Here is a 23,756-nt window from a genome sequence, read left to right as displayed (position 1 = left end):
GTACACGGTGCGATTAGTGCAACTCATCTCTCAGGACTGCCAAGCCTGCTACTCACCATCTTGTGAAGTGTGGTTGGCTTGGCCATTGGTTCCCACTTGCACGCGTGAAAGCGGTCTTTTGCACACGCGATTTCTCAATTAAGCCCGTCCTGGCGTCGCAGCGTGGCGGGAAACTGGCCTTTCGATTGTCGTGCAGCCATTTTTGATATGTGATGTCACAGGTTTTGGACTGAGCTGCCGTGACCGAAAATTTGACTAGTCGTCCAGATCTGAAACAAGGGACTTTAGTCGGAGGATTGCCCCCTTGCTTATGCGAGCACGATCAACTGTAAGAGAAAAGCCTTCATCTTCCTCGTGAATAATGCGGCTATCGCGGTCGGCACTTTCATAAATAGCGGTCGCAGCATAGGTGCGAATGGGGTTTTGAAATCCCTTCACTCGAACAGGCTCTCGTTCCTCAACCGGAAGCCAGTCTTTTACCAAAGAATAGGATTCGGCAGCGAGTAAGAGACCTCCTGGATCACACTCGGCCTCAAGTCTCGCAGCAAGGTTCACTTCGCGTCCGATAGCAGTGTAGTCCATCCGGTCTTCCGAGCCGAAGTTTCCTATAGTGCAGTAACCAGTGTTTATGCCCATGCGAGCGCGAAATGGTCGATCGATCAATCCTTTGCGCTGCCATTCCGTTTGCAAGTGGCCAAGCTTGCGTTGCATATCTATTGCCATTCGCACACATGCAGCGGCATCTTCTTCTACCCCGAGGCTTTCGGGTTCGCCAAAGTACAGCATCATGGCGTCACCGACAAACTTGTCGAAATATGCGCCGTGCTTCAGGGCGATTTCGGACATTGCTGAAAGATACTCATTCAACAAAGTAGTCAACTCCTCGGCTTCGAGATGATCTGTGATTTCGGAGAAGTCGACGATGTCTGAGAAGAAGATCGTGAGCTTTCGGCGGCGGCTTTCGATAGCCGCGTGTTGGTCGCCGGCAATGATTGACTCGTAGAGTTGGGGTGGCATGTATTTGGCAAGCTGTTTGGACACGTGTGTCAAAGTGTCATTCGCCTCACGCATCTGGCTCAGCAAGTGCAAGTTGTCCAAGGCGATGTTCGCTTGTGCCGCAAATGTTGTGAGAATATCGAACTGCTCTTTTTGAAGTCTTCCGGTTGAATGCCTCAACACGGCGAGAGCTCCAACAGTTTGTCCTCCTTGTGAAATCGGCACCATGGTGACTGCCTGAAACCCTGAGGCGAGGAAGTTTCCGGCCCCTATACGAAACCTGTCTTTCGATGCGGCGACGTCCGGCAGATCAATCGCCTCGCCGTTCAAAATGACATGGCCATGGATTGTTTCTGGATGAAGTGGCGCCGGAAAGCGACGCCGCCAAGCCTCGACACCAGCCGGTTCGGGACCAGAAATTGCTCCCAAAATCAGTTTGTCGCCGTCCTGTAATCCAATGCTGACTGTCGACTTTGGGAACAGCGTTTGACCTGCTTCAACAATCGAGTTGAAGACAGGTTGAGGGTCTTTGATAGAGCTGTTGACGACCTCCAGGATTTTGGCGGTCGCCTTTTGCCGATCCAGCGCCTCCCGCAACCGGAGTTCCAAGGCTGCCAAGTCCTCAGCCTTCGGTTCGTTCAGGCCAAGGACGCGTTCTGGCAGCGATTTTCCCCTACCCTTCGACATCCTGATCCTCCCGTTCGCGATTAGCCGTCGACCAAGTCATAGTGCTTGATGGATCGAGACTCGACGAGGTCAGCTTCTATCGGATCGATGTGCGGGCTTTGGTAGTTTTCTCCCACAAACGACTTCAGTGCCTCCAAGCTCTCCCAAACCATAACGAAACTGAACTCTCGTGGCGTATCCTCTCTCGGCGCTCCCGGAAGAAGGTGCACGATTCCAGGGGTGTTTTTCATCAACGGGATCGCAGTGCCGCGAAAAAAGCGGCCAAATTCCTCTTCTTTTCCCGGCCGCGTTGTCACCTGAAAAATGCGCATGATCATACATCCATCCTCCCAAAGATGCGGTTTCTGAATGTATGTGCCTCGCACGATCCAGCTTAGCATACTCGATGGCGAGTGTCAGATTATGACTCCGAGCAGTGCTCGTAGAGTTTGGACGAATGACTGCTCTGCGGACAAAACAGACATTGGTCGCAATGGAGCGAGTAACCGGATCGAACCCAAAGACAGCTTGGGGAAGACAGAGGCTGAATGCTTCGATTGGCCTCCATCAAGAACTGCGGTTCGAAGGACTCCAAGTCAGCAAAACTCTGAATAGCGTTTCTTCTGGTGCGGCTTACGGGCGTCTTTTGGTTAACCGCATTGAAAACACCTGCGTATTTTGTGTTAGTTAAGTGCATTAGGGAAAGGCATCCACCATGGGAAACACCTCCAGACGGGCATTTATTAGGTCCTTCTTGACGAGCACGACGATCCTCGTTGCTCCGAGTACATTGTTCGGGCAAGAAGGCACGCTGACCGATCTTGGCGGAGCGATACTCGATCTTGATGAAGTCACGATTTTTACGGCGCGCGAGATCGTCACACTTGATCCCGACCTTCCAAGCGCCGAAGCCGTTGCTGTTGTAAACAGTCGGGTTTTGGCGACCGGCACTAGAGAGCAAGTTCAAGAGGCGATTGGTGAACAGCCCTTCACCGTTGATGACACATTCGCCGACCACATCATCGTTCCCGGCTTTATCGCCCAGCATGATCACCCAGTTTTGGGCGGCTTGAGCCTTTCGTCCGTCATTCTTTCGATAGAGGACTGGGACTTGCCACAAGGTTTATCACGCGCCGTTGTGGACAAGGATGACTTTCTGGCACGGTTGTCTGAAGCTGTTGATGGTCAGCAAGACCCGGACACCCCTGTCATGACATGGGGATACCACGCTGCATTTTATGGTCCATTGACACGGTCGGACCTTGACCAGATCAGCAGCGAACGACCTATCTTTGTGTGGGCACGCTCTTGCCACGAATTCATCCTGAATTCAGCTGCAATGGAGGCCGCAGGCGTTACCGAGGAGGTCATGGACGCTTGGTCCGACTCAGAAAAGATGCAATCCAGCTTTGAGCATGGGCACTTCTGGGAACAGGGTTTGTTTGCAGTTCTGCCTTTGATTGCGCCATACGTGGCGACCCCTGAAAAGTTTCGCGCTGGTTTGGAGACCATGCGCGATTATTTGCATGCGAAAGGCGTGACCTACGGCAACGAGCCCGGCGGCATTCTCGCACGCCCGGTTCAGGATGCGGTGAACGCTGTATTCTCCGCACCCTCAATGCCGTTTCGGTGGAGCTTCATTCCAGATGGAAAAAGCCTGATCGCCAAATATGACAATGCTGAAGATGTGATCGAACAGACAGAAGCACTTGTCGACTGGTATGGTGGCAAGACCAGTATGTCCAAAGGCAGCGTCAAGCTTTTTGCGGACGGTGCGATATATTCCCTTGCCATTCAACTGAGGGACGATCCGCTTGGCGATTACCATGGCGAGTGGATGATGGACCTGCCGGCCTTTGAACGCGCGTTTCAAACCTATTGGGACGCCGGCTACCAAGTTCATATTCACGTCAACGGCGACGCCGGGTTGGACCGTGTTTTGAACGCCTTAGAGCGAAACTTACGCAGAAACCCGCGTTTCGATCATAGAACGGTGATCGTGCACTTTGCTGTGAGTGCGCCCGATCAGGTCGATCGTATCAAACGTCTGGGTGCGATTGTTTCTGCAAATCCCTACTACGTTACGGCACTTGCGGATCAATACAGTAAAACCGGTCTTGGTCCTGAACGCGCCAATGAGATGGTCCGTCTTGGAGATCTGGATCGAGCGGGCGTATCCTGGTCATTGCATTCCGATATGCCGATGGCGCCCGGTGATCCATTGTTCCTAATGTGGTGTGCGGTGAACCGCGTGACGAGTTCCGGTCGGGTAGCAGGACAGGATCAGACGGTCCCGGTCGAAGAGGCCTTGCGTGGAGTGACAATCAACGCCGCCTATTCTCATCGTCTTGAACGGGACCTTGGCAGTATCGAACCTGGCAAGCGTGCGAACTTCACTATTTTGGATGACAACCCATTGACGGTGGATCCCATGGCAATCAAGGACATTCAGGTTTGGGGAACAGTATTGGAAGGCGAAAAGTTTCCTGTGGGCGACAAGGCAGAACAGGAAGATGCACGTTTGCCTCTAAATGATCCGGACAGCCAAAGAGAGTTCGCAGTGAACACTCTCAATCACGCGCTTTCGGTTGTTCACGCCCATCTTTAGGGTCAGGATTCATAACCAGTACATAACGGTTGCCGCGAGTGCGATGGCTGATAGGAATACCTTGGGACAACGGTCGTAGCGTGTCGCCACGCGCCTCCAATCCTTGAGCCTGCCGAACATGATCTCGATCCGGTTGCGGCGTTTGTACCTGCGCTTGTCGTATTTGACCGGTGTCTTGCGTTGCTTACGGCCTGGGATGCGGGCGCGTATCCCTTTGTCTCTTAGCGCTTCTCGGAACCAGTCGGCGTCATAGCCGCGATCCCCGAGCAGCCAATCCACGTTTGGTATGCTGCTGAGCAGAGCCCGAGCACCGATGTAATCGCTGACCTGGCCGGCGGTAACGAACAGGTTGAGCGGGCGACCTTTGCTATCACAAATGGCATGCAGCTTGGTATTCATACCGCCCTTGGTTCTGCCGATCAGGCGTCCACGCCCCCCTTTTCCGCGGCCATACTGGTCGCGGTGCGGTGGGCTTTGAGATAGGTCGCGTCAATCATGACAGTCCCCTTTTAGCCGTGCTCGGCGGCCAGGCCGGCCAACATCAGCGCGAAGATGCCTTTCTCGCTCCAACGCTTCCACCGGCTGTAAAGCGATTTGTGCGGCCCATACGCTTCCGGGGCGTCTCGCCAGCGCAATCCATTGCGATTGACGAAGATAATCCCGCTCAACACCCTTCTGTCATCAACTCGAGGCTTGCCGTGCGACTTAGGGAAAAAGGGGTGCTGTCAGACGAATTCGAACCAGTCTCAGTTTGCCGCGGAAACCGCGAACCTATCCGGAACAAAGCTGACGCCACTCGCTAAGAGCGGCGGCGCGGGTCAGCTTGAAGGTGTCTCGACTGGCTAGCGATCTTTCCTGGTTGAAGTGATTGTAGACGGAGGAATGGACGGAGGCGAATTTCTGTAGACTTCGCATGCGCCTGAAACGCTGCATCGCGCGTTCGCGTCGTCGAAACGGCAGGTGTGAATTCTCGGCGCGGTTGTTGAGCCACCTGCCCGTCTGTTGTTTTTCGAACGCGCCTATTTCTCTGAGCGCAGCCTTGTAGGAAGCGAAGCGATCTGTGACGACCTCCTTGGCGCAACCGTGCCGTTTCATCAATTTCCTGAGGAATTTTAGTGCTGCAGCCTTGTTTCGGCGCTTGGTGACAACTGCTTCCAGCACTTCACCTTCGTGATCTACTGCACGCCACAGATAATGTCGTTTGCCATTCACCTTTACGAAAACCTCGTCCACGTGCCACTTCCATTTCGAGAATGCGCGCAGCTGCTGCACACGCTTCCGTCGGATCTCAGCTGCAAACATTGGACCAAACCTGTTCCACCAATATCGGACGGTTTCGTGGCTCACGTCGATGCCTCGCTCGTGCAACAGATCTTCGACATTTCGAAGCGAGAGCGGGAAGCGGATGTACAGCATCACCGCAAGGCGGATGACCTCGGGACTGGTTTTGAAGTACTTGAAAGAGGCAGGTTTGGTCATGGGCAAAAGCTACGCAACCGTCCTGCCTGCCTCAAGACAAGTTCTTCTGACAAGACCCACAAGGTAGCAAGGTCGGCAAAACGGATAAAGTGGGTGTTCAAGGAACCTTTTAAAGCGCCTTTTCAATGAACTTTGAAAAAAGCTCACCCTGCGAGTTGATCCTAAGTTTCGCGTAAATGTTGCGTCTGTGGATGCGGACTGTGCCTGGAGAGATGCCGAGAATTGTGCCAACAGCTTCTGCCGAATGGCCCTTCAATGTGAACTCAACGACTTCTCGTTCTCGTGGCGTCAGAACGCCATCGCCAAATGCCTGGAATGCTAGATCAACGCGACGACTAACGCCATTCGCTGCGGCGCCGCGGGCCATCGTTGGAAAGTCACTCCAATGTTTGCAACAGGCTGCCCGAACGAGCGGCCATAGAGCGTGCAAATGACGAATTTCCTTGGCGGAAAAAGGCTTCTCTGCTCGCATGAGCGAGACCACAACCATCCCAGCGCCTGGGATATCGATAAAGTAGCCAATCTCCTCTGCTAACCCAGTCCTTTTGTAATAGCTGCGATAGTATTCGCCCTGATAGAACCTGTCCGGTGCGATATCGCGCATGCGGTACAGACCCGGTGTTATTGGTTTTGTCGCGGCCAAAAAAAATGGATCAAGTACGTAGGGCCCGGCTTGGTAATCCTCAACAAAAATACGCCGTTTGCTTTTGGGGAAATCGTCGTGAAGGTCTATTGGTGCTTCGGTTCCAACATGGCCAAACACCACCGTAAAATCAAATGGTGCGACCTGCCGTAAGCCATCTGCCAAAGCACATGGAAATTCTGGGGTTCCGATCTTCTCCACGACCCTGCCGGCCTCTTCCATCCAATCGTACACACGCCGCTCCAGATTTTCGAAAAGCACCTCTGTACCCCAATTGTGGTATATACAGTTATTCCGAGTTATTGTTACTTTTTCCTTGTTTGAGTGGTATGCCAACAAATGCCAAAAAATCAAGCAAAAGGAAAACGGCAGTATATGAGCTTTGACATGAGCGTCACCATGCAGACGATTGCGGAACTCCGAGGAGTGACCAAGACCTTCGGGAATGTGGTCGCCGCCAAAGACCTGAATCTTTCCATTGGGAAAGGAGAGTTCCTGTCGTTCTTAGGCCCATCTGGTTGCGGCAAAACCACTGCGCTTAGAATGTTGGCAGGTTTCGAGAAGCCAACCGAAGGTCAGGTGTTGCTCGATGGAGAAGTCGTCAACGACTTGGATGCGCACCATCGCCCAGTCAACATGGTGTTTCAGCACTATGCTCTTTTTCCTCACCTAAGCGTGTTCGACAACATCGCGTACGGCCTGCGCCAACAACGACCACGCGTAGACAAACAAACAATCGCGACAAAGGTTGAGCAAGCGCTGGAAACTGTCCGTCTTGGTGGGTTTGGCCCACGTCGCATCTGGGAGATGTCTGGTGGTCAGCAGCAACGCGTCGCTTTGGCGCGTGCGATCGTAAACGAGCCCAAGCTTTTGCTGCTTGATGAACCAATGGCTGCTCTGGATCGAAAGCTTCGAAAAGAAATGCAGTTTGAACTGCAGAACCTGCAACGACAACTAGGGATAACTTTTGTCCTCGTCACGCACGACCAAGAAGAAGCGCTTTCAATGTCCGACCGAATTTGTGTGATGGAAGGCGGCAGTATTGTGCAGGTTGGCAGCCCACGCGAACTCTATGACATGCCCCGCAGCCGCTACGTGGCTGGATTTGTAGGCACCTCAAATTTCTTTGATGCAACTGTGACTGACTCAGCAACCGACCAAATCACTGTGCGTTTAGCGAGTGGCCAAAAGGTGCACGGAACTCCGGAGATTCCAATAGATGCAGGGCAGGAAGTGTGCGTTAGTATCCGTCCTGAACAGATCACGCTGACCCGCGCGCTACCCACAGCTGAAATCGCTCTGCCAGTTACCATTCAAAATCGGATCTTCCTTGGGGAGCACACAGAATACCTTGCGCGCAACGAAGCACTGGGTGATTTCCATGTACTTGTGCCAAGGCAAGCGGAATTGAACGAGGGGACGTTCAATGCAGGAGAGCAGGCCTTTGTTTCATGGGGCGAAGGCGCACTGCTGATCCTGGAAAAATAACAAATCCCGCAATCCAACAACAGAGAGGTTCACAATGACCAAGGATAATGGGACTATTTCCAAGCAAAAGTTCATGGAAGAGCTTCGCCGGTACCAAAAGGGTTCGGTTACACGGCGACATTTCTTAGGCGTGACAGGTCTTGGGATGGCAACGGCCGTTCTGGGCACGGCCATTCCTGGGTTGCGTCCACGCCCGGCATTTGCTGCCGGGGACATTGGCGACCGAGTGATCCTCGCCACATGGCCGAACTACCATGACGAGATGAACTTCGAAGCCTTCACGGAAGCCACTGGCGCCCATGTTCAGGTCAATGTTTTTGGCTCGAATGAAGAGATGTTGGCAAAACTACAGGCTGGAGGGTCTGGCTGGGACGTTTTCGTTCCAACCAACTACACGATCACTACGTATGTGGGTGAAGATCTGATCATCCCGCTCGATACGTCCAAACTGCCAAACTACGACGCAGGTTCATTCGAACAGCGCTTTTCCGATGCCGGTTCTGTCGATGGCCAGCTTTACGCGGTCCCAAAAAACTGGGGCACGACTGGCTTTGCAGTGAACACCAGCAAGCTTGACGGCGCTCCGACTCCAACCACATGGAAAGAGTTCTGGGACCTTACTATGGAAGGTTACTCAGGCCGGACAATGGTGCATGATTACCAACTCACCACCATCGGTAATGCCCTGAAATACTTCGGCTACTCCTTCAACTCGGTCGATGAGAAGGAACTGGCGGATGCCGAGAAATTGTTACTGGATGCCAAACCGCATCTGTTTGCAATCTCGTCGGATTATCAGCCACCGATGCGTAACGGTGACGCCTGGATGACGATGTGCTGGACAGGTGACGGCAAGCAGATGAATGTCGACATCCCTGAAATCGCCTACGTTCTGGGAACTGAGGGCGGTGAACTCTGGTCCGACTACTACGCTATTCCTAAGGGCGCACCCCATATGGATGCCGCTTATGCCTTGATCGACTTCCTGCTGAACCCGGAAGTTAATGCGAAAGAAGTCCTCGCCCACGGCTATCCATCGGCTGATGCTCGCACCAATGCGTTGCTGCCGAAGGAACTACTGGAAGATCCGATCCTTTATCCGGCAGCTGACCTTCTGAATGCACTCGAGTTCGGCGCGGCGGCTACACTAACCGATCCAAACCGTGCCGAGTTGCTCGCCCGCTTCAAGTCGGCCTAAGCGGCAAGGCCGCCAATATCGGAAAAGACGAGGACAAAATGACCGAACGAGGCAGAAAAGCACTGTTGCTGGCTCCAGCAGGAATATGGCTTTTGGTAATGCTAGCCCTTCCTCTGCTGGTCGTCTTCGTCTTTTCCTTTGGCGAACGGGGTGCCGCCGGAGGCTACGTTCCAGCGTTCACGTTGGAACAATATGCCAACCTTCCTGCGCGATGGACGGCGTTTAAGAACACTTTGATCCTTGCACCTCTGGGGACTATCGCTGCGTTGGTAATTGCCTACCCGCTCGCCTACTTTCTTGCAGTGCGTTGTTCACCAAAGTGGAGAACTTCGCTGTTGATCCTAGTGATCGTGCCGTTCTGGACATCGATCCTGATCCGGTCATACGCTTGGATTTTCATCCTTGGGGGGCGTGGCTTGCCCGCTTTACTGGAGTCGATCGGCATCGATGATATCCGCCTGATAAATACGCCGTTCGCTGTGCTTGTCGGGATTGTCTATGGGTATCTACCTCTGATGGTTTTCCCGATTTTTGTAAGCTTAGACAAACTGGATAAACGCCTTCTGGAAGCATCGGCTGATCTCGGCTCTACCCCATGGCGTACGTTCCGTCAGGTGACACTTCCTTTGTCGGTACCTGGTATCGCAACTGGCTGCATGCTGGTCTTCATCTTGCTGATGGGCGAGTTTCTGATCCCAGCGATCTTGGGCGGCGGAAAGGTCTTTTTCGTCGGAAATGCGCTGGTGGACCTGTTCCTGCAGTCTCGGAACTGGGCGTACGGATCGGCGGTCGCAATGACTCTGGTTGTCGTAATGCTTGTCACTGTCTCAATTTACATGAAATTCATCTCGCGCCTGGGTGGCCAGCGCGAAGATGTCTCGCTGATGTGAGGGTCCGATGCGCTTATACGCGATTTGCGTCTACCTTTTTCTCTATATTCCAATCGGCATCATCGCGCTTTTCAGCTTTAATGCCGGACGACACGCAAGCCAGTTCATGGGGTTCTCGACCCAATGGTATGGTAGAGCGCTGAACAACCCATTTGTAATGGACGCGCTCGAGACCAGTCTGCTTGCGGCATTAATAACTGCTTGCCTCGCATCCACTCTCGGAACCATGGCGGCCATCGCTTTACAAGGGGTTAAGGGATGGCTCCGAACTTTGTTTGATGCGATGATTTATATTGCGATAATGATACCCGGTATCGTCATCGGCATCGCGACACTCATTGCCCTGGTCACCGTATTCGGCTGGCTAAACCCGCTTCTTGCAAGCCTATGGCCCGATGGAGCAAATCCCCCGCAACTTTCCATGGGGATGCCCACGCTTGTCGCCGCCCACACCATGTTCACAATGGCGCTGGTCATAATCATCGTACGTGCAAGGCTATCGGGTATGGACCGCGCGCTCATGGAAGCTTCGGCTGACCTCTTTGCGACGCCCTGGGGCACCTTTCGACAGGTGACCCTGCCGTTGATAGCACCGGCAATTTTGGCAGGCTTCCTGCTCAGCTTCACTTTCTCATTTGATGATTTCATCATCGCGTTCTTCGTAGCTGGCTCAGAAACAACCCTGCCAATCTACATATTCTCATCCATCCGGCGCGGCGTAACACCCGAGATCAATGCCATCGGCACTATGGTTATGGGCGCGTCGCTCTTGTTGCTCGTAGCAGCGCAGCTGCTTTTGCGCCGAGGCGCCTCAAAATCGAATAATTAAATAAAGGAGCCAAGTGACATGCGGCTTGCAGGTAAGGTCGCGCTCGTGACGGGCGCGGGATCAGGAATTGGTCGGGCGGGTTCAATGGCAATGGCACAAGAGGGTGCGCATGTTGTGGTAACCGATCGCGATGCAACACTTGCTGAAGCCACTGTGGCCGCGATCGTAGCGCAGGGAAATCAAGCATCTGCCATACAGCTTGATGTGACCGATGACGATGCCCTTACCAGAACCATAGACGAAGCAGTTAAAAACTTCGGTCGGCTTGACGTGTTGCACTCTCACGCTGGGTTGCAGATCGAAGGAACGCTGGAAGAAGTGGAACCAGATGGAATGGATGCTTCTTGGGCATTGAATGTCCGCGCTCACTTCATTGCCGCGCGTGCAGCCGTCGCCCATATGAAATCACAAGGTGGAGGCAGCGTGATCGTCACGGCCTCCAATTCTGGGGTTCAATATGACCGGGGTATGATCGCCTATGCGACTACAAAGCACGCTGCTGTTGCGATGGTTCGGCAGATGGCAGCCGACTACGCTGTCCATGCAATCCGTTTCAATGCCCTATGTCCAGGATTTGTAGACACCCCTTTCAATGCAGGCTTCGAAAAGCAGATGGGAGGCCGTGCCAAACTGGAAAGCTACATCGAGCAGGCGATCCCCATGAGTCGATGGGCGACAGTTGAAGAGATTGGCCATGGGATTGTCTATTTAGCTTCAGATGAATCCGCTTTTATGACGGGGCAAGCCCTGGTTATCGATGGCGGTGAATGCATTTAGTGATGGGTTAGACCGCTCAAGAGAATGTCTATCGCCGCAATTCATTTTGGCGAGCACATTTCAGTCCGCTTTGGGCTCGAGGCAGACGTTCGCTCACCTACGCTCAATGACTGCATTGCGGACAAATCCGCCGCTCCCATTGCCGAGAACGATGGAGGCAATCAGCCCAAAGCGGTCATGCTTGATCAGCACGTTGGGCGGCAAGCGGGAGTTCGCTGCGGATAGCATGGAGGTCTCCTTTCCCATCGATTGCTCCCCGCGAAGGGCTCGCCGGTTCATGCATCTCTTCGGCATTACCATTGGCGACCGAGGTTCCAAGAGATTGCGGTAGTCGAGAAGTCGCAGCGGGGTCAGGCTAATCTGCAGGCGCTCCGGCAATTTGGGCCTCTTGTGCCTCCTTATTGCGCCAATCTTTCGGGGATATGCCGAAGTTCCGCGTGAAGGCTCGGGTGAGTGCCGATGTTTCGGACAAGCCGACCAATTGGGCGATCTCCTTGATCGAATGATCAGATGTGGTGAGCAGTTCGGAGGCCTTTTCCATCCGCAGCCGGTTGATCACCTTGGACGCCGTTGTTCCGTAGGAGGACAAGCGCTTGTTCAGCACCTTGGTGGTGATGCTGCACATCCGGGCGGCCTCGCTCACCGTCAGCGCCGGATCGGACAGCCTTGATCGCACGAGAATTTCGAAGCCTTCGAGGTAGTCCAGGGGCACATCGACCTGAACCGGTTCTTCGATATCATTGTCGTGGTTCACGAGGAGTTCGGGGTTGATTGGAAGCGACAGCCAGGCCGCCGGAAAGCGGATGGAGAATCCCCTGTTGTTGCACTTGATGCCCCGCACGCCATGAAACTGCTCCGGCAGCAGGGTCGGATCGCAGAGGCGCAGAACAACCTGGGTTGGATCCCATCGGAAATCGAGAACACGGTGCAGCAGGTAGATCCAGATCCCGACGAGAAAGGCGTCCGAATGGCCCGGCGACACCTCGGGTTCGAAATTGCGACTGGTGGTGAAGTAGGCGTGTTCCTCCTCGATCAGGAGCCGGAAGGACACCGCGTTGCTTTCCTTCGAGACGATCTGGGTGAACCGGGTGAAGAAATCGCCAAGGGTCACCGACTGGCCGAGGAGCGCCCCACGCGGCAGGAACTTCAACAGGTCTGTCTGTTGTCCCGCCAAGGCGCAGATATCCGGCCGGGTGATGTCGGCGATGGAGGCCAGCGCCGCATAGACCGTGTCATGCGGGATGAACTCGGCCGGGTTCAGGACCTGTTCCTCGCTCAATCCATGCAGCCCGAGCGCAAAGGCCGGATCCGCATCGAGCCGCCGCATCATCGCTACGACGGGGCCGAGGACCGTAGCACGTACGAGGGACAAACCGTCCTTTTGTTCTCCTTGCGGCATCCACATCACCCTTTCGCTCTCCGACACGCTACGGGCGCGGGCGCCTGACGGCCAAGCAGAAATTGGCTGAAATTGACCGGATCGGGTCAGAAAAATGCACCACGGGATCAGCGGGTCAAAAGAATCTCGGGGCACATGTGCATAGTGGGAGGATCGGTCCGCAGGAAGACCGACCCCTGGGAGGACACCGAATGACAACACTCAACCTGAAGGCGTTGCTGCCGGCCATGTCAATGGCAATTGCGCTCACGACGCCTGCCATTGCGCAGGATATCCCCAACATTCCCTCGGAGGTCACGCTGTTCAAGAACGTGATGGTCTTCGACGGGGTGAATGACGGCTTGAAAGATGTCGACGTGCTCGTCGTCAAGAACAAGATTCACAAGATTGCAGAGGACATTCCCGAATCCGGCACGTGGGAAGTCGAAGTTCGAACGGGCGGAAGCAAGCGCCTGCCCGATCCTGTTGGCGGTATCGACGGCTATTCTTTCACCATCCAGACCGAACGCGGTATTGAGACCAAAGAGGTCGAGGTCAATGTGATCGACGGCGGCGGACGCACCTTGATGCCGGGACTGATCGACAGCCATGTGCATGTGAATATGTACAAGGATGGCACGATCCCGGGCCTTCAGGACACGACATGGGAGGAGATCGGCGCACGTTCTGCGGCCTTTGCGCAGGAAATGCTGGCGATGGGCTTCACAACCGTGCGCGACATGTGCGGTGCACATGGTGGACTTCGTGCGGTAATCGACGAGGGTTCGCTTCCGGGCCCGCGGATATACTCGTCCGGCGCCTGCCTCAGCCAGACCGGTGGTCATGGCGACTGGGGGATCGCCGGGCAACGCAAGAACGAAAGCAATCTTGAACGGCTGGAGATCACGCGGCTTGTCGACGGCCCTGCCGAAGTGCTCCACGGCGCGCGGCGGAACTTTGCGCTTGGGGCCAACTACCTCAAGATCATGGTCAGTGGTGGTGTGACCTCCATCAAGGACCCGATCTACCAGTCCGCCTTTACAGACGAAGAAATCGCCGCTGCCGTCGAGGTGGCCGGGGACATGGATTCCTATGTCGCCATGCATGTCTTCATGGATAGCGACCTGTCGCGCGCGCTCGATCTCGGGGTCAAAGTGGTGGATCACGGCCTGACCATAACGGAACCGACGATGCAGAAGCTGGTAGAGAAGGAAGCGTTCTTCTCGCCCAACCTGACCGCGTTGGCGCCCGAGGCGCTTGAGCATCCGATGCACCAGGACCCGACCTTCCCGCCGACGGCGAAGTTCCTCTGGTTGCGGAAAAACAGCGAGCAGTTGTTTGATCTGGTGCGGAAGTACAAGCCGAAGATGGTGTTCGATTCCGACTACGTGCTGCTGACCGGTGTGCCGTACCGGCAGTCGATGGACTTCACCAAGGCTTTCATGGCGCGTGAGTTCGGCAACCTCTGGGCCTTGCAGATGATGACCTCGAATGGCGGCGAACTGGCCGCACTGACGGGACGCGGAAACCCCTATCCCGAAGGCAAGCTCGGCGTGATCGAGGAAGGTGCCTATGCCGATATCCTCATCGTTGACGGAAACCCGCTCGAAGACATCACTGCCATCGGCGCTGTCGATACATGGTTCGATGCCGAGCCACGCGGGCAGGACGTGCCGAGCATTCGCGTCATCATGAAGGACGGCAAGTTCTACAAGAACACGTTGAACTGAACTTTCGGCGGGGCGCTGGCCCCGCCGTCAACATTGCGGAAGGGCAAACTTATGAAGCATCTTTTCAAGTCCACATTACTGGCGGGCGTGGTGTCGCTCGCTGCCGGCATGTCCTCTGCGCAGGACGAAGCGCTGCCGCAGACCCTGTTCACCAATGTCCATGTTTTTGACGGCGTGAACGAGGCGCGGATCGAAAACGCCAGCGTTCTGGTCGAAGGCAACCTGATCAAGGAAATTTCGACGGACGGGATCGAAGCGCCCAACGCAACCATGATTGACGGCGGCGGGCGCACGCTCATGCCGGGGATGCATGACCAGCACGTGCATTTGCTGGTGTTCAACCCGCTCAGTGACGGGTTGCGCCAGAACATCACGCCCTTCCATCTTGGTGGCGTTGCAACGATCCGGTCCGAGCGCATCCTGATGAACGGGTTCACGACGGTTCGTGACCTCGGCGGACCGGCAAAGTCCATCGCGCGGATCATCGATACCGGTATGTTCCCCGGTCCGAGGATCTATTCCTCGGAGGCCTTCATCACGCAGACATCGGGCCATGCCGATTTCCGCAAGCTGAACGACCGGCATCCAACCCTGTCGGGGCAAGGCCCATCGCATTGGGTCGACACGGACATGAGCTTCATCGCGGATGGCCCGGAGCAGATCCGCATGGCGGTGCGCGAGAACCTGCGGCGCGGGGCAACCCAGATCAAGGTCATGGTCAGCGGTGGGGTCACGTCCGAGTTCGACCCGCTGCATTCGCTTCAGTACCAGGCGGACGAGATCCAGATGGCGGTCAAGACCGCCGAGCAATGGGGCACCTACGTCACCTGCCACGTGTTCACCGAGCAGGCGATCCGCAACTGTATCGACAACGGTGCAAAGACCGTTGAGCACATCCCGTTCCTGACCAAGGAGGCCGCCGAGATCATGGTCGAAAAGCAGATCATGTTCGCGACGGCGGTAGCCCCGGTCTACTCGGTGACGACCGAACAGGCGGAAGCCTTCTACACGCCAGCCTCGTTCGCCAAATGGAAGAGTGTCCGTGACGCCGCCGCCAACATGATCGAGGTGATCCAGACGACACCGGGCATGATCGACCTCTACACTCTGGGCACCGATCTCATCAACAACTGGGACCAGACGCTTGAGCAGGACAAGAAGATGAACGACGAGTTCAAATACCTGCACGAGGCCAAGTTCAAACCCTTCGACATTCTGCGCATGGCCACATCGAACGGCGCCCGCATGAACCGGCTTACGGGCTTGAACAATCCGTATCAAGACGGCCCGCTCGGCGTGGTCGCGGAAGGCGCTTACGCGGATCTCCTGCTGGTCGATGGCAACCCGCTCGAAGACATCCTTCTTCTGGCCGATCCTGATCCCAACCTGAAGGTCATCATGAAGGACGGCGTGATCTACAAGAACACGCTGGACTGAGGAGAGCGCGGGGCGGTCTCCCTCGTCCGCCCCGCGTTTTTTTGCCCGACGCAATCATCCCGGAAGGACTGACCGTGAAACACCTCACTCTTGCCACTCTCATGGCCCTCTGCAGTTCGATGGCGGTTGCTCAGGAGTGCGACGTCGCGCTTCTCAACGGCCGTGTCATGGACCCGGAAACCAATCTTGATGCCGTGCGCAATGTCTGCGTGACCGGCGACAGGATCAGCGCGATCACCGAAGATGCCTTGACGGGCAAGCGCGAGATCGACGTTTCCGGGCATGTAGTCGCGCCGGGATTCATCAACACCCATTCGCATTCCTTTGGCGGCTTCGATCAGAAGATGATGGCCCATGATGGCACGACGACGATCCTCGATACCGAGAGCGGCGTGGCGGATGCCGACCTGTTCTACGACAAGTACGAGGGCAATTCCTTTCTCAACTTCGGTTCCGGGATGGGGCACGAGGAGATCCGGCGTGTCGTGATGGATGGGGTTTCAGTCGAGCTGGCATCCGATCCGACCTACATCCTCAAGTCACGCGGTGCAGCCGAGGAAGAAGACGGACATGCCAGCTGGGCGCTGGATATTCCGACTGCGGATCAGCTCGTCGAAGTCATGACCATGTATGAAAAGGGTCTTCGCGCCGGGGCGATCACCGTCAACACGACGGTGGGATACATGGGATACAACACCTATCCGAAGGAGATTTTCGCGCTTCAGAAAATGGCGAAGAAGTATGACCGCTTCTTTGGCGCCCATACCCGTTTCGGTCCGACCGAGAGCCTGCCGCTCTACTATTCCCTGGGCGCAAACGAGGTGATCGCAAACGCCGTTGCGCTCGACGGGGCCCTGATCCTTTCCCACATCCAGAACCAGGGGTGGGAAGAAATCTACGAGCTTGCGCGCCGCCTGCAAATGCGCGGAATGACCATCTTCGCGGAATACTACCCGGCCATCACCGGCAATCCGAACATCGCGACACCGCAACTGCTGCCGGACAAGATCGAGGCGAACAATATCGTTCCGACCCGCGATATCTTCGATACCAGCACCGGCGAACTCTACGAGTCCGACGAGGAGTTCTTCCGGCAGCAGAAGGAGGATCCGAGCAAGCCGATTTTCATCACAGTCCGCCCCGAAGCAGACCTGGAGCGCTGGATCCACATGAAGGATATTGCGATCGCCAACGACATCGTCGGCTTCACCGTCGATGGCGAACCGCTGCCGATCGAGGCCGATTTCACGGAGTACGGGGGGCACCCGCGCAATGCCGGCACCTATGGCATCGTGTTCCGCGAGGCCCGTGAACAGGGCATCGCGCTGATGGAGATGGTGAACAACGCCTCCTACATTCCCGCGAAGTACTTTTCCAAGGTGGGCCTGAAGGCGATGCAGGAACGCGGCCGGATGCAGGAAGGCATGATCGCGGATATCACGATCTTCGACCCCGACACGATCACCGAAACATCATCGATGAAGAAGGGCATGAACGGCTCCTTCACCAAGGGAATCCCCTACGTTCTGGTGAGCGGGCAGGTCATTATCGCCGACGGTGTCGCTAATATCGACCTGCGGCCCGGGCAGCCGATCCGTTACCCGGTCATCGAAGGGGGCGAGATCGATCTGGACCTCGGGGACAAGGAATTCACCTGGCACGCCGACATCGAAACGCCAGAGGATGAGCATTCCGAGTTCCCGCTCCGCCCTGCCGAGCTGGAACACTCCATTCCCGGAGCTCCGGGGCATTGAACCCACAAGAACGGTCAGGGCAGCCATGCTGTACTGACCACAACATCGAAGCAATTCCGGGTGGCAAGATGAACAGGATCCTTCTTTCGACAGCCCTTTGCGTCTCTGCGACAGTTGCAGCGGCGCAGGACACAAAAGACATGCGCACCTTCCTGTTTATCGGCGCATCCAACAGCGCCGCCTGGGAGATGCAGATCGCCAATCCCGGGGACCGCGCGGCCTCGGTGAAGGGTGGGATCGAGGCGCTCGGCGGCGAGCTTTTGAGCTACTATTGGGGGCTTGGGAACGGGAAGAACTACATCACCGTCGCCCTGCCGGACGACCCCACCTTCATCCAGGCCTTCTATGTCAGCCGTCTCGGTGACGGGTTGCTGGAGGATTACCAGATGATCGAGTTGATGAGCAGCGCCGACATGGCCGAAGCCCTCGCCCGTGTGCCGGAGATCAAGGCGCAGGACGATCTCAAGTAACCGGACTGCACACTCGGGACGATCCAGAAGGGAACATCAAATGAACTTCAGCCCTGTGTGTGTCGGCGGAGTCGTATTATGCAAATAGTTGCCATTGGCCTGCTGTCCGCCTTCTTTCTCTTCGCCAGTTCGATCAAGATCCTTGGCTGGCAGAAGCTCATCTTCGAAACGCAACTGGCGATGTTCGTCAAATCCGGGCTGAACCGTCAGATCATGGCGCTTGTCGGTGGTGTCGAGCTTTTCGGGGCGGTGGCGATCTGGTTTCAAGGCAGCTTGCTCGGGCCGCTCGGGGCCGCTGCCCTTCTGGGCACGTCGCTTGGCGCAATCGGTTGTCATCTGATCTGGGACACTTGGAAAGACGGTGTGCCTGCCATGATCACGGCTACGCTTTCGGCCTTCGTCCTCTGGACGGGCCGGGATGTCGTACTGGCGATACTTGCATGAGCGGGCCGAAGAAGAATCAAGAGCAACAAGAGAGACCTCATATGGGACAGGCAAGGCTTCTCGGTACGGTCATCGTCGCTGGCTTCTGGTTATCAACCGGAGCCTTGGCGCAGGAAAGCCGGCCAACGTCCGCCCTGGAGGCCGCCGCAGCGGTCTCGCTCGGTGGCCCGGCATCCACGCAGGCCCAACTGGAACAAGACCGAGTGCGGCGGTTGCAGGACTCTCGCTGGCCGGGGCTGGATGCGGCATTGGACCCCTTGGAGGCATCGCGGCAACGCCTTGCCGAACGCACCGGCCTGAACCTCTCCTTCGACTACCAGGCCTATTACCAGTCCGCGACCGAGAGCCTGACCGATATCGACGAGGCCGCCTTGGGCCAGGCGCGCATTCTGGGCCAGTGGACGCTGCTCAATCGCGGCGGCGAAAATCCCGGGCAATTGGTCTTCACATTGGAGAACCGCCATCTGCTCGGCACGGACATCGCGCCAAGCGGGCTTGCCGGGGAAATCGGCTATGCGGGCGTCACCGCAACGACATTCAGTGACACCGACACGACCCTCTCCGTCGCCTACTGGTCCCAGACGCTCGCTGGCGGGAAGGCCGGTTTCGTGGCCGGCCGGATCGATCCGGGAGACTACTCGGACATCCTCGGCTACGTGAACCCACGCACGACTTTCTCCAATTTCTCGATCCTGTTCAGCCCGGTCCTGCCGATCCCCGATCCCGGCTTCGGCATTGCGGGGGGCGGTTTCCTGACCGACCAGATCTATGCCCTCGGTGTCCTGTCGGATGCAAACGGCTCGCTGACCGATGTCGAGTGGTTTCCCGGTGGCCCCGAGTTCTACAAATACGCCGAGATCGGATGGACGCCCGAACGCTCGAAGCGCTTTCTAACCAACGTTCACCTCGGGGTATTTCACGTCGATGAACGCACCGAGGCAGGCGTGCCGGAGAGCTACGGGGCGATCCTGTCTGCCAACCACACGATCAACGAGGAATTCATGATCTACGGACGCCTCGGCTGGTCGGAGGGTGAGGCGCCGATCGCCCGACGCGCAGCCAACGCTGGACTTCTATGGCGGCCGGGCCTCTATGACGACCTCTTTGGGTTTGGCGCGACCGTTGCGGACCCGGTAGATGAAACGCTCGACACCCAGACCACAATGGAGGCCTTCTATCGGTTGGACCTGTCGGACAATGTCGCCCTGACGGCGGACGTCCAGCACATGATCAACCCGGGCTTCAACGATCAGGACACGACCGTTTTCGGCTTGAGGCTGCGGATCAATCTTTGACCTGAGTAGCGGCGGATAGAATGCCGTCTGGTTGGGAGTGTCGTGCCTGCGCCGGAACGGCCCATGCAGCCATCGCGGCCAAGGAGGCGACCCCTTGGATGATTGGCATTGCGTCAGGCGAAAGTCTTGACGGCAGAACAACCGTCGAATTTGGCTTGTTGCTCTGCAATGTCAGCCATTCCAATGAAGCTGTCGGATGCTCTCAAGCGGGGGCATGGCGGTTCGCTTAGATCTTTCCACAGAAGGCGGCCACGGAGGTCGCCACCGTCAGAAAGGTTGGAACCGATGACAAACACCCTCAAGAACACCGTATTCGCCGCCCTTGCCGCCTCACTCGCCCTCGCTGCCCCGATGGCCGCCAATGCCGGTGACATCGGTGAGAAAGCCCTCAAGGGCGCTGTGGCCGGCGCCGTGCTGACCGAAATCACCGGCGGCGACGCCAAGGACGGCCTGGCCCTCGGCGCAGCCGCCGGTGCGCTCGGTGGCAAGATCGCCGAAGACCGGGATCGTCAAGATCGCAAGGACGATCGCAAGAAGGGTGGCAACAAGCACAAGCGCTGATCCCGCAACGAGACAACCGGAACGGTTTACCCCTTCCAACCGACGCTGGAGAGATCCGGCATCTGCTTCAAACCCGTTAGGCCTCATGCCTGCCGGGTTTGTTGCGTCAGGGTGGTTCAGGAAGACGGAGAAACGTGAAAGTGCGGGCCTATGATCCGAGCAGTCCGGCCTCTACTCAGATCGTTCGCCCTATGCCAGGGGCGCTTCTGTTGCTGGCTGCTCCCTGAAGTCGCTGGGGGGCTGTCCGTACCATCTTCGGAATGCCGTGCTGAAGGTACTGGCGTCGCTATATCCGAGAAGATAGGCGATCTCGGTGAGCGGAAGCGTGCTGTTGAGCAGATAGTCCCGGGCCAGAGCCTTTCGCAGATTGGCGACGACCGCTGCGAAGCTCGTGCCCTCGTCGGTCAGTCGGCGGGCCAGCGTTCGGGCGCTCATCCCAAGTTCCGCCGCAATTGCGTCCTGCTGGGCCGTGCCGGCTGCAAGACGCGCCGTGATCTGCCTCTCAACAACCCGGGCCACACTGTTGGGTGTCTGCGGCATCCGAGCCAGCGTGTTCTCGCAAATGACCGAAAGCGTCCGCTGCAAGTTGTCGTCGGCCGTCAACAGCGGCACATCCATATCAGGCGCCTTGAAGGCAATGCTGTTCTCCGCGGCACCAAACAGGACATTGCAGCCAAAGAACCTGTCGAGGGCCTCGGTGCCGGTCAGCCGCTGATGCGCGAACCGAACATGCGTCGGACGGATTTGCCGATTGGAGTAGTCCCGCAGGGCGAAGACCGTGCCAACGGCTCCAAACTCGGCATATTGCCCGGTCGGAATGCTTGCTGGCACATCGTAGTGCCAGGTCAGCCGGGTGGTTTCCGGGCCTTCTTCCATGGCCGTCTTGCTCGCGTCACCGATCACGCGCTGAAAACGGGTGATGTTTCGAAGGTAACCGCCAACGGTAGGTGCCGAAACGCCGACATAGGCGAGCAACCCGGCCTTCCTGACCAGGTCCGGCGACTGTGCCAGGCGGTATCCGACAAGGTCGTCCCTGGTCAAAGCGCTCGCCTTTTCAAACAACCAGGCAGTCTTGTCGAAGGACCAGCGAGCATCCGGGTCTTCGAGTTGAGATCTGGTTATCCCGAACTCCTTTCGGATATCCCGCTCGGAAAGGCCTGTTTTCTTCAACTCACCGACAATGATCTGTCCCCAGATTGCGCTGTGTTTTGGAATCTCGGATTTCATTTCTGGTCCGTAGTCTCGGTGTCTGACGTGTTGCGCCACGTTAAGGCCCGTCTGACCTTCTTGCCAGTTGCCAAAGCCAACGTTCGAACAACGCAACGCCCGTTTCGTTCAATACCCGCAGTGCCTTTCACACACTCGCCACCAAGGTAGGCGCGACGTCGGTCGCGAGTAACTCGAGATCCGTGCGGTGTGACACACCGAGTAGCGGCGCACATCGTCCGGGTTGGGCAGCTTGCTTGTTCGCTGTGGCTTTCGAAGCCGCCATTCTCGGCGCGCTACTTAAAAGTCCGCTCTGGGCCGGAGGCGTCAGGAGGCTCCACCAAGGTGGTCACGCGGCCCGCCTCAGCGCCGCATGGCTGCTTTGAACCCAAAGCCGGTGTTCTTGCTACGTGGGATTACCTTCAGTTTTACGCCCTAAAAAATCTATACCTTACGTCACCCTCTTCATCAGGTTTACCAGATGGTTTTACAGGCGAGCCTGAGGTAGCCTTCATTAACTTCTTCGCCATCTTGAGGGTTAAGTTATGATCTCCAAACGCGTATTTTTGTCCAGCCTTGCATCGACCGCTGCGCTGGCGCTGGTGCCGGCGCGAGCCCGAGCTCAAGCTCCAGATGCAACGCTCTTCACGAACGTGCGTGTTTATGACGGGATGTCCGATGAGTTGACCGAACTCACGAACGTTCTTGTCGAAGGGGAATTGATCAAGGATGTCTCGCCCGCTGTTGATGCCGCGCCAGAGGTACCGCGCATCGATGGAGATGGACGGACCTTGATGCCGGGGCTCCTCGACATGCATGTGCACCTGCAGTGGAACCAGGACCCAGCTGGTTTCCTGACAGCACGTCCAGATTACATTGCTGCATTGGCATTGAGTGAAAGTGAAGCCACCCTGATGCGTGGCTTTACCAGTGTCCGTGATACTGGTGGCGGCATTCTCGGTTTGGCGCGCGCCATAGACGAGGGCCTCCACCCCGGCCCGCGTATTCAGGCGTCAAACGCTGCGATCTCAATGACCGCCGGTCATGGCGACCTTCGACCGCGTTCTGTGCGTCCGAGAGCTTTCGGCGGGCCGCCGTTCACAGAAGCGGAGCGACTTGGGATCACACTTTTCGCAGACGGGGTACCTGAAGTTCTGGCGGCTGCACGCGAGCAGTTCCGGCAGGGTGCGCACTTCATCAAAGTCTTTTCAGGCGGCGCCGTGACTGGCCTCTACGACCCATTGGATATCAACGAGTATTCGCCGGCAGAACTCGAAGCGGCAGTAGAGGAGGCCAAACGTTGGAACACTTACGCGACCTCGCACGCATACATGGACACATCGGTTCGGGCCGCCATTGAGGCAGGTTACCAATGTATTGAACACTGCAACCTCATGACGCCTGAGTCGATGGAGTTGGCCGTGGAAAAAGGGGTCTGGCTTTCAACCCAGGTTGGCTTTTTTGCAGCAGACATTCCGGCAGGGTTCACGCCCGCCCAGGCAGAACGCCAAAAGATGGCGTTTGATGGTCTCGACGCCATGCTTCGATTAGCGCGAGAGTCCGGCGCTAAGATTGCACTCGGAACAGACTTTGTCGGATCGAGGCAAACGAAAGCAACGCAGTTGGAGGAATTGCAGCTCAGGACGCCATGGTTCAGCAACGCCGAGATTTTGCGGCAGGCAACAGGTCTGAATGGTCAGCTTTGGGACTTGACCGGCCCGCGTAATCCCTACCAGGCTGGTCCAGTCGGTGTCATCCAACCCGGAGCCTACGCAGATATTCTGCTCGTGGACGGAGACCCGATTGCCGACCTTACGGTCATGGCCTCTGCGGACAATTTCGATGTGATTATGAAGAACGGCAAAGCGCACAAGAACAATCTGGCCTGAGAGATTTGCCGAGGGTCA

Annotated in this window: 21 protein-coding genes and 1 pseudogene; 14 read left to right on the top strand and 8 right to left on the bottom strand. The window is 56.6% G+C overall.

Going from position 1 to position 23,756, the window contains the following annotated elements; all coding sequences use genetic code 11:
* Nucleotides 1-255: 255 nt before the first annotated feature.
* Together ACR0DA_RS03215 and ACR0DA_RS03210 are read right to left on the bottom strand one after the other, a co-directional pair.
* Nucleotides 256-1,683, bottom strand: a complete 1,428-nt coding sequence (locus ACR0DA_RS03215; RefSeq protein ID WP_480752927.1) for an adenylate/guanylate cyclase domain-containing protein — start codon at nt 1,681-1,683, stop codon at nt 256-258.
* Between the two features lie 20 nt (nt 1,684-1,703).
* Nucleotides 1,704-2,000, bottom strand: a complete 297-nt coding sequence (locus ACR0DA_RS03210) for a putative quinol monooxygenase (protein WP_170371452.1) — start codon at nt 1,998-2,000, stop codon at nt 1,704-1,706.
* A 377-nt stretch (nt 2,001-2,377) separates the two neighbouring features.
* Here ACR0DA_RS03210 and ACR0DA_RS03205 point away from each other — a divergent pair, with 377 nt between their 5' ends.
* Nucleotides 2,378-4,270: an amidohydrolase gene (locus ACR0DA_RS03205; protein ID WP_480752926.1), complete on the top strand. Its 1,893-nt coding sequence runs from the start codon at nt 2,378-2,380 to the stop codon at nt 4,268-4,270.
* A 9-nt stretch (nt 4,271-4,279) separates the two neighbouring features.
* Here ACR0DA_RS03205 and ACR0DA_RS03200 read toward each other — a convergent pair.
* The 3 genes and pseudogenes from ACR0DA_RS03200 to ACR0DA_RS03190 all read right to left on the bottom strand — a co-directional run.
* Nucleotides 4,280-4,989 (bottom strand): annotated as a pseudogene (locus tag ACR0DA_RS03200) (IS5 family transposase); the annotation flags it as partial.
* Between the two features lie 52 nt (nt 4,990-5,041).
* Nucleotides 5,042-5,749, bottom strand: coding sequence for an IS6 family transposase (locus ACR0DA_RS03195; protein WP_010442732.1), 708 nt, complete (start codon nt 5,747-5,749; stop codon nt 5,042-5,044).
* Between the two features lie 109 nt (nt 5,750-5,858).
* Complete coding sequence (locus tag ACR0DA_RS03190; protein ID WP_093962973.1) at nt 5,859-6,626, bottom strand: helix-turn-helix transcriptional regulator; 768 nt, start codon at nt 6,624-6,626, stop codon at nt 5,859-5,861.
* A 153-nt stretch (nt 6,627-6,779) separates the two neighbouring features.
* Between ACR0DA_RS03190 and ACR0DA_RS03185 the strand changes: the two genes are divergently transcribed.
* From ACR0DA_RS03185 to ACR0DA_RS03165, 5 genes are read left to right on the top strand one after another with little or no spacing between them, the layout of a single operon-like run.
* Nucleotides 6,780-7,880 (top strand): ABC transporter ATP-binding protein, encoded by a 1,101-nt coding sequence (locus ACR0DA_RS03185; protein WP_254432852.1) that lies wholly within the window; start codon nt 6,780-6,782, stop codon nt 7,878-7,880.
* Between the two features lie 34 nt (nt 7,881-7,914).
* Nucleotides 7,915-9,078 carry an ABC transporter substrate-binding protein gene (locus ACR0DA_RS03180; RefSeq protein WP_170368212.1) on the top strand — a complete coding sequence of 388 codons (1,164 nt, stop codon included), beginning with the start codon at nt 7,915-7,917 and terminating at the stop codon, nt 9,076-9,078.
* A gap of 38 nt (nt 9,079-9,116) precedes the next feature.
* Nucleotides 9,117-9,968, top strand: a complete 852-nt coding sequence (locus tag ACR0DA_RS03175; protein ID WP_093962199.1) for an ABC transporter permease — start codon at nt 9,117-9,119, stop codon at nt 9,966-9,968.
* 7 nt (nt 9,969-9,975) lie between these two features.
* Entirely contained in the window at nt 9,976-10,797 is an 822-nt protein-coding gene (locus ACR0DA_RS03170) for an ABC transporter permease (RefSeq protein WP_093962200.1), read from the top strand.
* Between the two features lie 18 nt (nt 10,798-10,815).
* Nucleotides 10,816-11,574, top strand: coding sequence for an SDR family NAD(P)-dependent oxidoreductase (locus ACR0DA_RS03165; RefSeq protein WP_170343551.1), 759 nt, complete (start codon nt 10,816-10,818; stop codon nt 11,572-11,574).
* Between the two features lie 93 nt (nt 11,575-11,667).
* On the opposite strand, the gene ACR0DA_RS03160 is transcribed toward ACR0DA_RS03165, so the two are convergent.
* Complete coding sequence (locus ACR0DA_RS03160; RefSeq protein ID WP_261392068.1) at nt 11,668-11,802, bottom strand: hypothetical protein; 135 nt, start codon at nt 11,800-11,802, stop codon at nt 11,668-11,670.
* Nucleotides 11,803-11,929: 127 nt separating this feature from the next.
* A complete protein-coding gene (locus ACR0DA_RS03155; protein ID WP_480752924.1) occupies nt 11,930-12,979 on the bottom strand; it encodes a helix-turn-helix domain-containing protein in 1,050 nt (349 codons plus the stop codon).
* A gap of 185 nt (nt 12,980-13,164) precedes the next feature.
* Between ACR0DA_RS03155 and ACR0DA_RS03150 the strand changes: the two genes are divergently transcribed.
* The 7 genes from ACR0DA_RS03150 to ACR0DA_RS03120 all read left to right on the top strand — a co-directional run bounded on the left by ACR0DA_RS03150 (nt 13,165) and on the right by ACR0DA_RS03120 (nt 20,643).
* Nucleotides 13,165-14,682 carry a metal-dependent hydrolase family protein gene (locus tag ACR0DA_RS03150; RefSeq protein ID WP_170343540.1) on the top strand — a complete coding sequence of 506 codons (1,518 nt, stop codon included), beginning with the start codon at nt 13,165-13,167 and terminating at the stop codon, nt 14,680-14,682.
* A 51-nt stretch (nt 14,683-14,733) separates the two neighbouring features.
* The gene (locus ACR0DA_RS03145) at nt 14,734-16,119 is read left to right on the top strand and encodes a metal-dependent hydrolase family protein (protein WP_480752923.1); all 1,386 of its coding nucleotides are present in this window, start codon (nt 14,734-14,736) and stop codon (nt 16,117-16,119) included.
* Between the two features lie 74 nt (nt 16,120-16,193).
* Nucleotides 16,194-17,873, top strand: coding sequence for an amidohydrolase family protein (locus ACR0DA_RS03140; RefSeq protein ID WP_480752922.1), 1,680 nt, complete (start codon nt 16,194-16,196; stop codon nt 17,871-17,873).
* A 68-nt stretch (nt 17,874-17,941) separates the two neighbouring features.
* Nucleotides 17,942-18,343: a hypothetical protein gene (locus ACR0DA_RS03135; RefSeq protein ID WP_170364433.1), complete on the top strand. Its 402-nt coding sequence runs from the start codon at nt 17,942-17,944 to the stop codon at nt 18,341-18,343.
* A 78-nt stretch (nt 18,344-18,421) separates the two neighbouring features.
* A complete protein-coding gene (locus ACR0DA_RS03130; protein WP_480752920.1) occupies nt 18,422-18,787 on the top strand; it encodes a DoxX family protein in 366 nt (121 codons plus the stop codon).
* Nucleotides 18,784-20,082, top strand: coding sequence for a carbohydrate porin (locus ACR0DA_RS03125; RefSeq protein ID WP_480752918.1), 1,299 nt, complete (start codon nt 18,784-18,786; stop codon nt 20,080-20,082). Before ACR0DA_RS03130 ends, ACR0DA_RS03125 begins: the two co-directional genes overlap by 4 nt.
* A gap of 285 nt (nt 20,083-20,367) precedes the next feature.
* Nucleotides 20,368-20,643, top strand: a complete 276-nt coding sequence (locus ACR0DA_RS03120) for a glycine zipper domain-containing protein (protein ID WP_170343544.1) — start codon at nt 20,368-20,370, stop codon at nt 20,641-20,643.
* 189 nt (nt 20,644-20,832) lie between these two features.
* On the opposite strand, the gene ACR0DA_RS03115 is transcribed toward ACR0DA_RS03120, so the two are convergent.
* A complete protein-coding gene (locus tag ACR0DA_RS03115) occupies nt 20,833-21,870 on the bottom strand; it encodes an AraC family transcriptional regulator (RefSeq protein ID WP_480752916.1) in 1,038 nt (345 codons plus the stop codon).
* Nucleotides 21,871-22,394: 524 nt separating this feature from the next.
* Between ACR0DA_RS03115 and ACR0DA_RS03110 the strand changes: the two genes are divergently transcribed.
* Complete coding sequence (locus tag ACR0DA_RS03110) at nt 22,395-23,738, top strand: metal-dependent hydrolase family protein (RefSeq protein WP_480632826.1); 1,344 nt, start codon at nt 22,395-22,397, stop codon at nt 23,736-23,738.
* The last annotated feature ends 18 nt before the right edge of the window (nt 23,739-23,756 follow it).

The organism is Ruegeria sp. CI8, assembly GCF_056536865.1.
Note: the sequence above shows the minus strand (reverse complement) of the source record. Positions and strands in the feature narration are given on the sequence as shown.

Coding starts and splice junctions, on each gene's coding strand:
- ACR0DA_RS03215 (WP_480752927.1), bottom strand. CDS start 1,683: ATGTCGAAGGGTAGGGGAAAATCGCTGCCAGAACGCGTCCTTGGCCTG.
- ACR0DA_RS03210 (WP_170371452.1), bottom strand. CDS start 2,000: ATGATCATGCGCATTTTTCAGGTGACAACGCGGCCGGGAAAAGAAGAG.
- ACR0DA_RS03205 (WP_480752926.1), top strand. CDS start 2,378: ATGGGAAACACCTCCAGACGGGCATTTATTAGGTCCTTCTTGACGAGC.
- ACR0DA_RS03195 (WP_010442732.1), bottom strand. CDS start 5,749: ATGACCAAACCTGCCTCTTTCAAGTACTTCAAAACCAGTCCCGAGGTC.
- ACR0DA_RS03185 (WP_254432852.1), top strand. CDS start 6,780: ATGAGCGTCACCATGCAGACGATTGCGGAACTCCGAGGAGTGACCAAG.
- ACR0DA_RS03180 (WP_170368212.1), top strand. CDS start 7,915: ATGACCAAGGATAATGGGACTATTTCCAAGCAAAAGTTCATGGAAGAG.
- ACR0DA_RS03175 (WP_093962199.1), top strand. CDS start 9,117: ATGACCGAACGAGGCAGAAAAGCACTGTTGCTGGCTCCAGCAGGAATA.
- ACR0DA_RS03170 (WP_093962200.1), top strand. CDS start 9,976: ATGCGCTTATACGCGATTTGCGTCTACCTTTTTCTCTATATTCCAATC.
- ACR0DA_RS03165 (WP_170343551.1), top strand. CDS start 10,816: ATGCGGCTTGCAGGTAAGGTCGCGCTCGTGACGGGCGCGGGATCAGGA.
- ACR0DA_RS03160 (WP_261392068.1), bottom strand. CDS start 11,802: ATGCTATCCGCAGCGAACTCCCGCTTGCCGCCCAACGTGCTGATCAAG.
- ACR0DA_RS03155 (WP_480752924.1), bottom strand. CDS start 12,979: ATGTGGATGCCGCAAGGAGAACAAAAGGACGGTTTGTCCCTCGTACGT.
- ACR0DA_RS03150 (WP_170343540.1), top strand. CDS start 13,165: ATGACAACACTCAACCTGAAGGCGTTGCTGCCGGCCATGTCAATGGCA.
- ACR0DA_RS03145 (WP_480752923.1), top strand. CDS start 14,734: ATGAAGCATCTTTTCAAGTCCACATTACTGGCGGGCGTGGTGTCGCTC.
- ACR0DA_RS03135 (WP_170364433.1), top strand. CDS start 17,942: ATGAACAGGATCCTTCTTTCGACAGCCCTTTGCGTCTCTGCGACAGTT.
- ACR0DA_RS03130 (WP_480752920.1), top strand. CDS start 18,422: ATGCAAATAGTTGCCATTGGCCTGCTGTCCGCCTTCTTTCTCTTCGCC.
- ACR0DA_RS03125 (WP_480752918.1), top strand. CDS start 18,784: ATGAGCGGGCCGAAGAAGAATCAAGAGCAACAAGAGAGACCTCATATG.
- ACR0DA_RS03120 (WP_170343544.1), top strand. CDS start 20,368: ATGACAAACACCCTCAAGAACACCGTATTCGCCGCCCTTGCCGCCTCA.
- ACR0DA_RS03115 (WP_480752916.1), bottom strand. CDS start 21,870: ATGAAATCCGAGATTCCAAAACACAGCGCAATCTGGGGACAGATCATT.
- ACR0DA_RS03110 (WP_480632826.1), top strand. CDS start 22,395: ATGATCTCCAAACGCGTATTTTTGTCCAGCCTTGCATCGACCGCTGCG.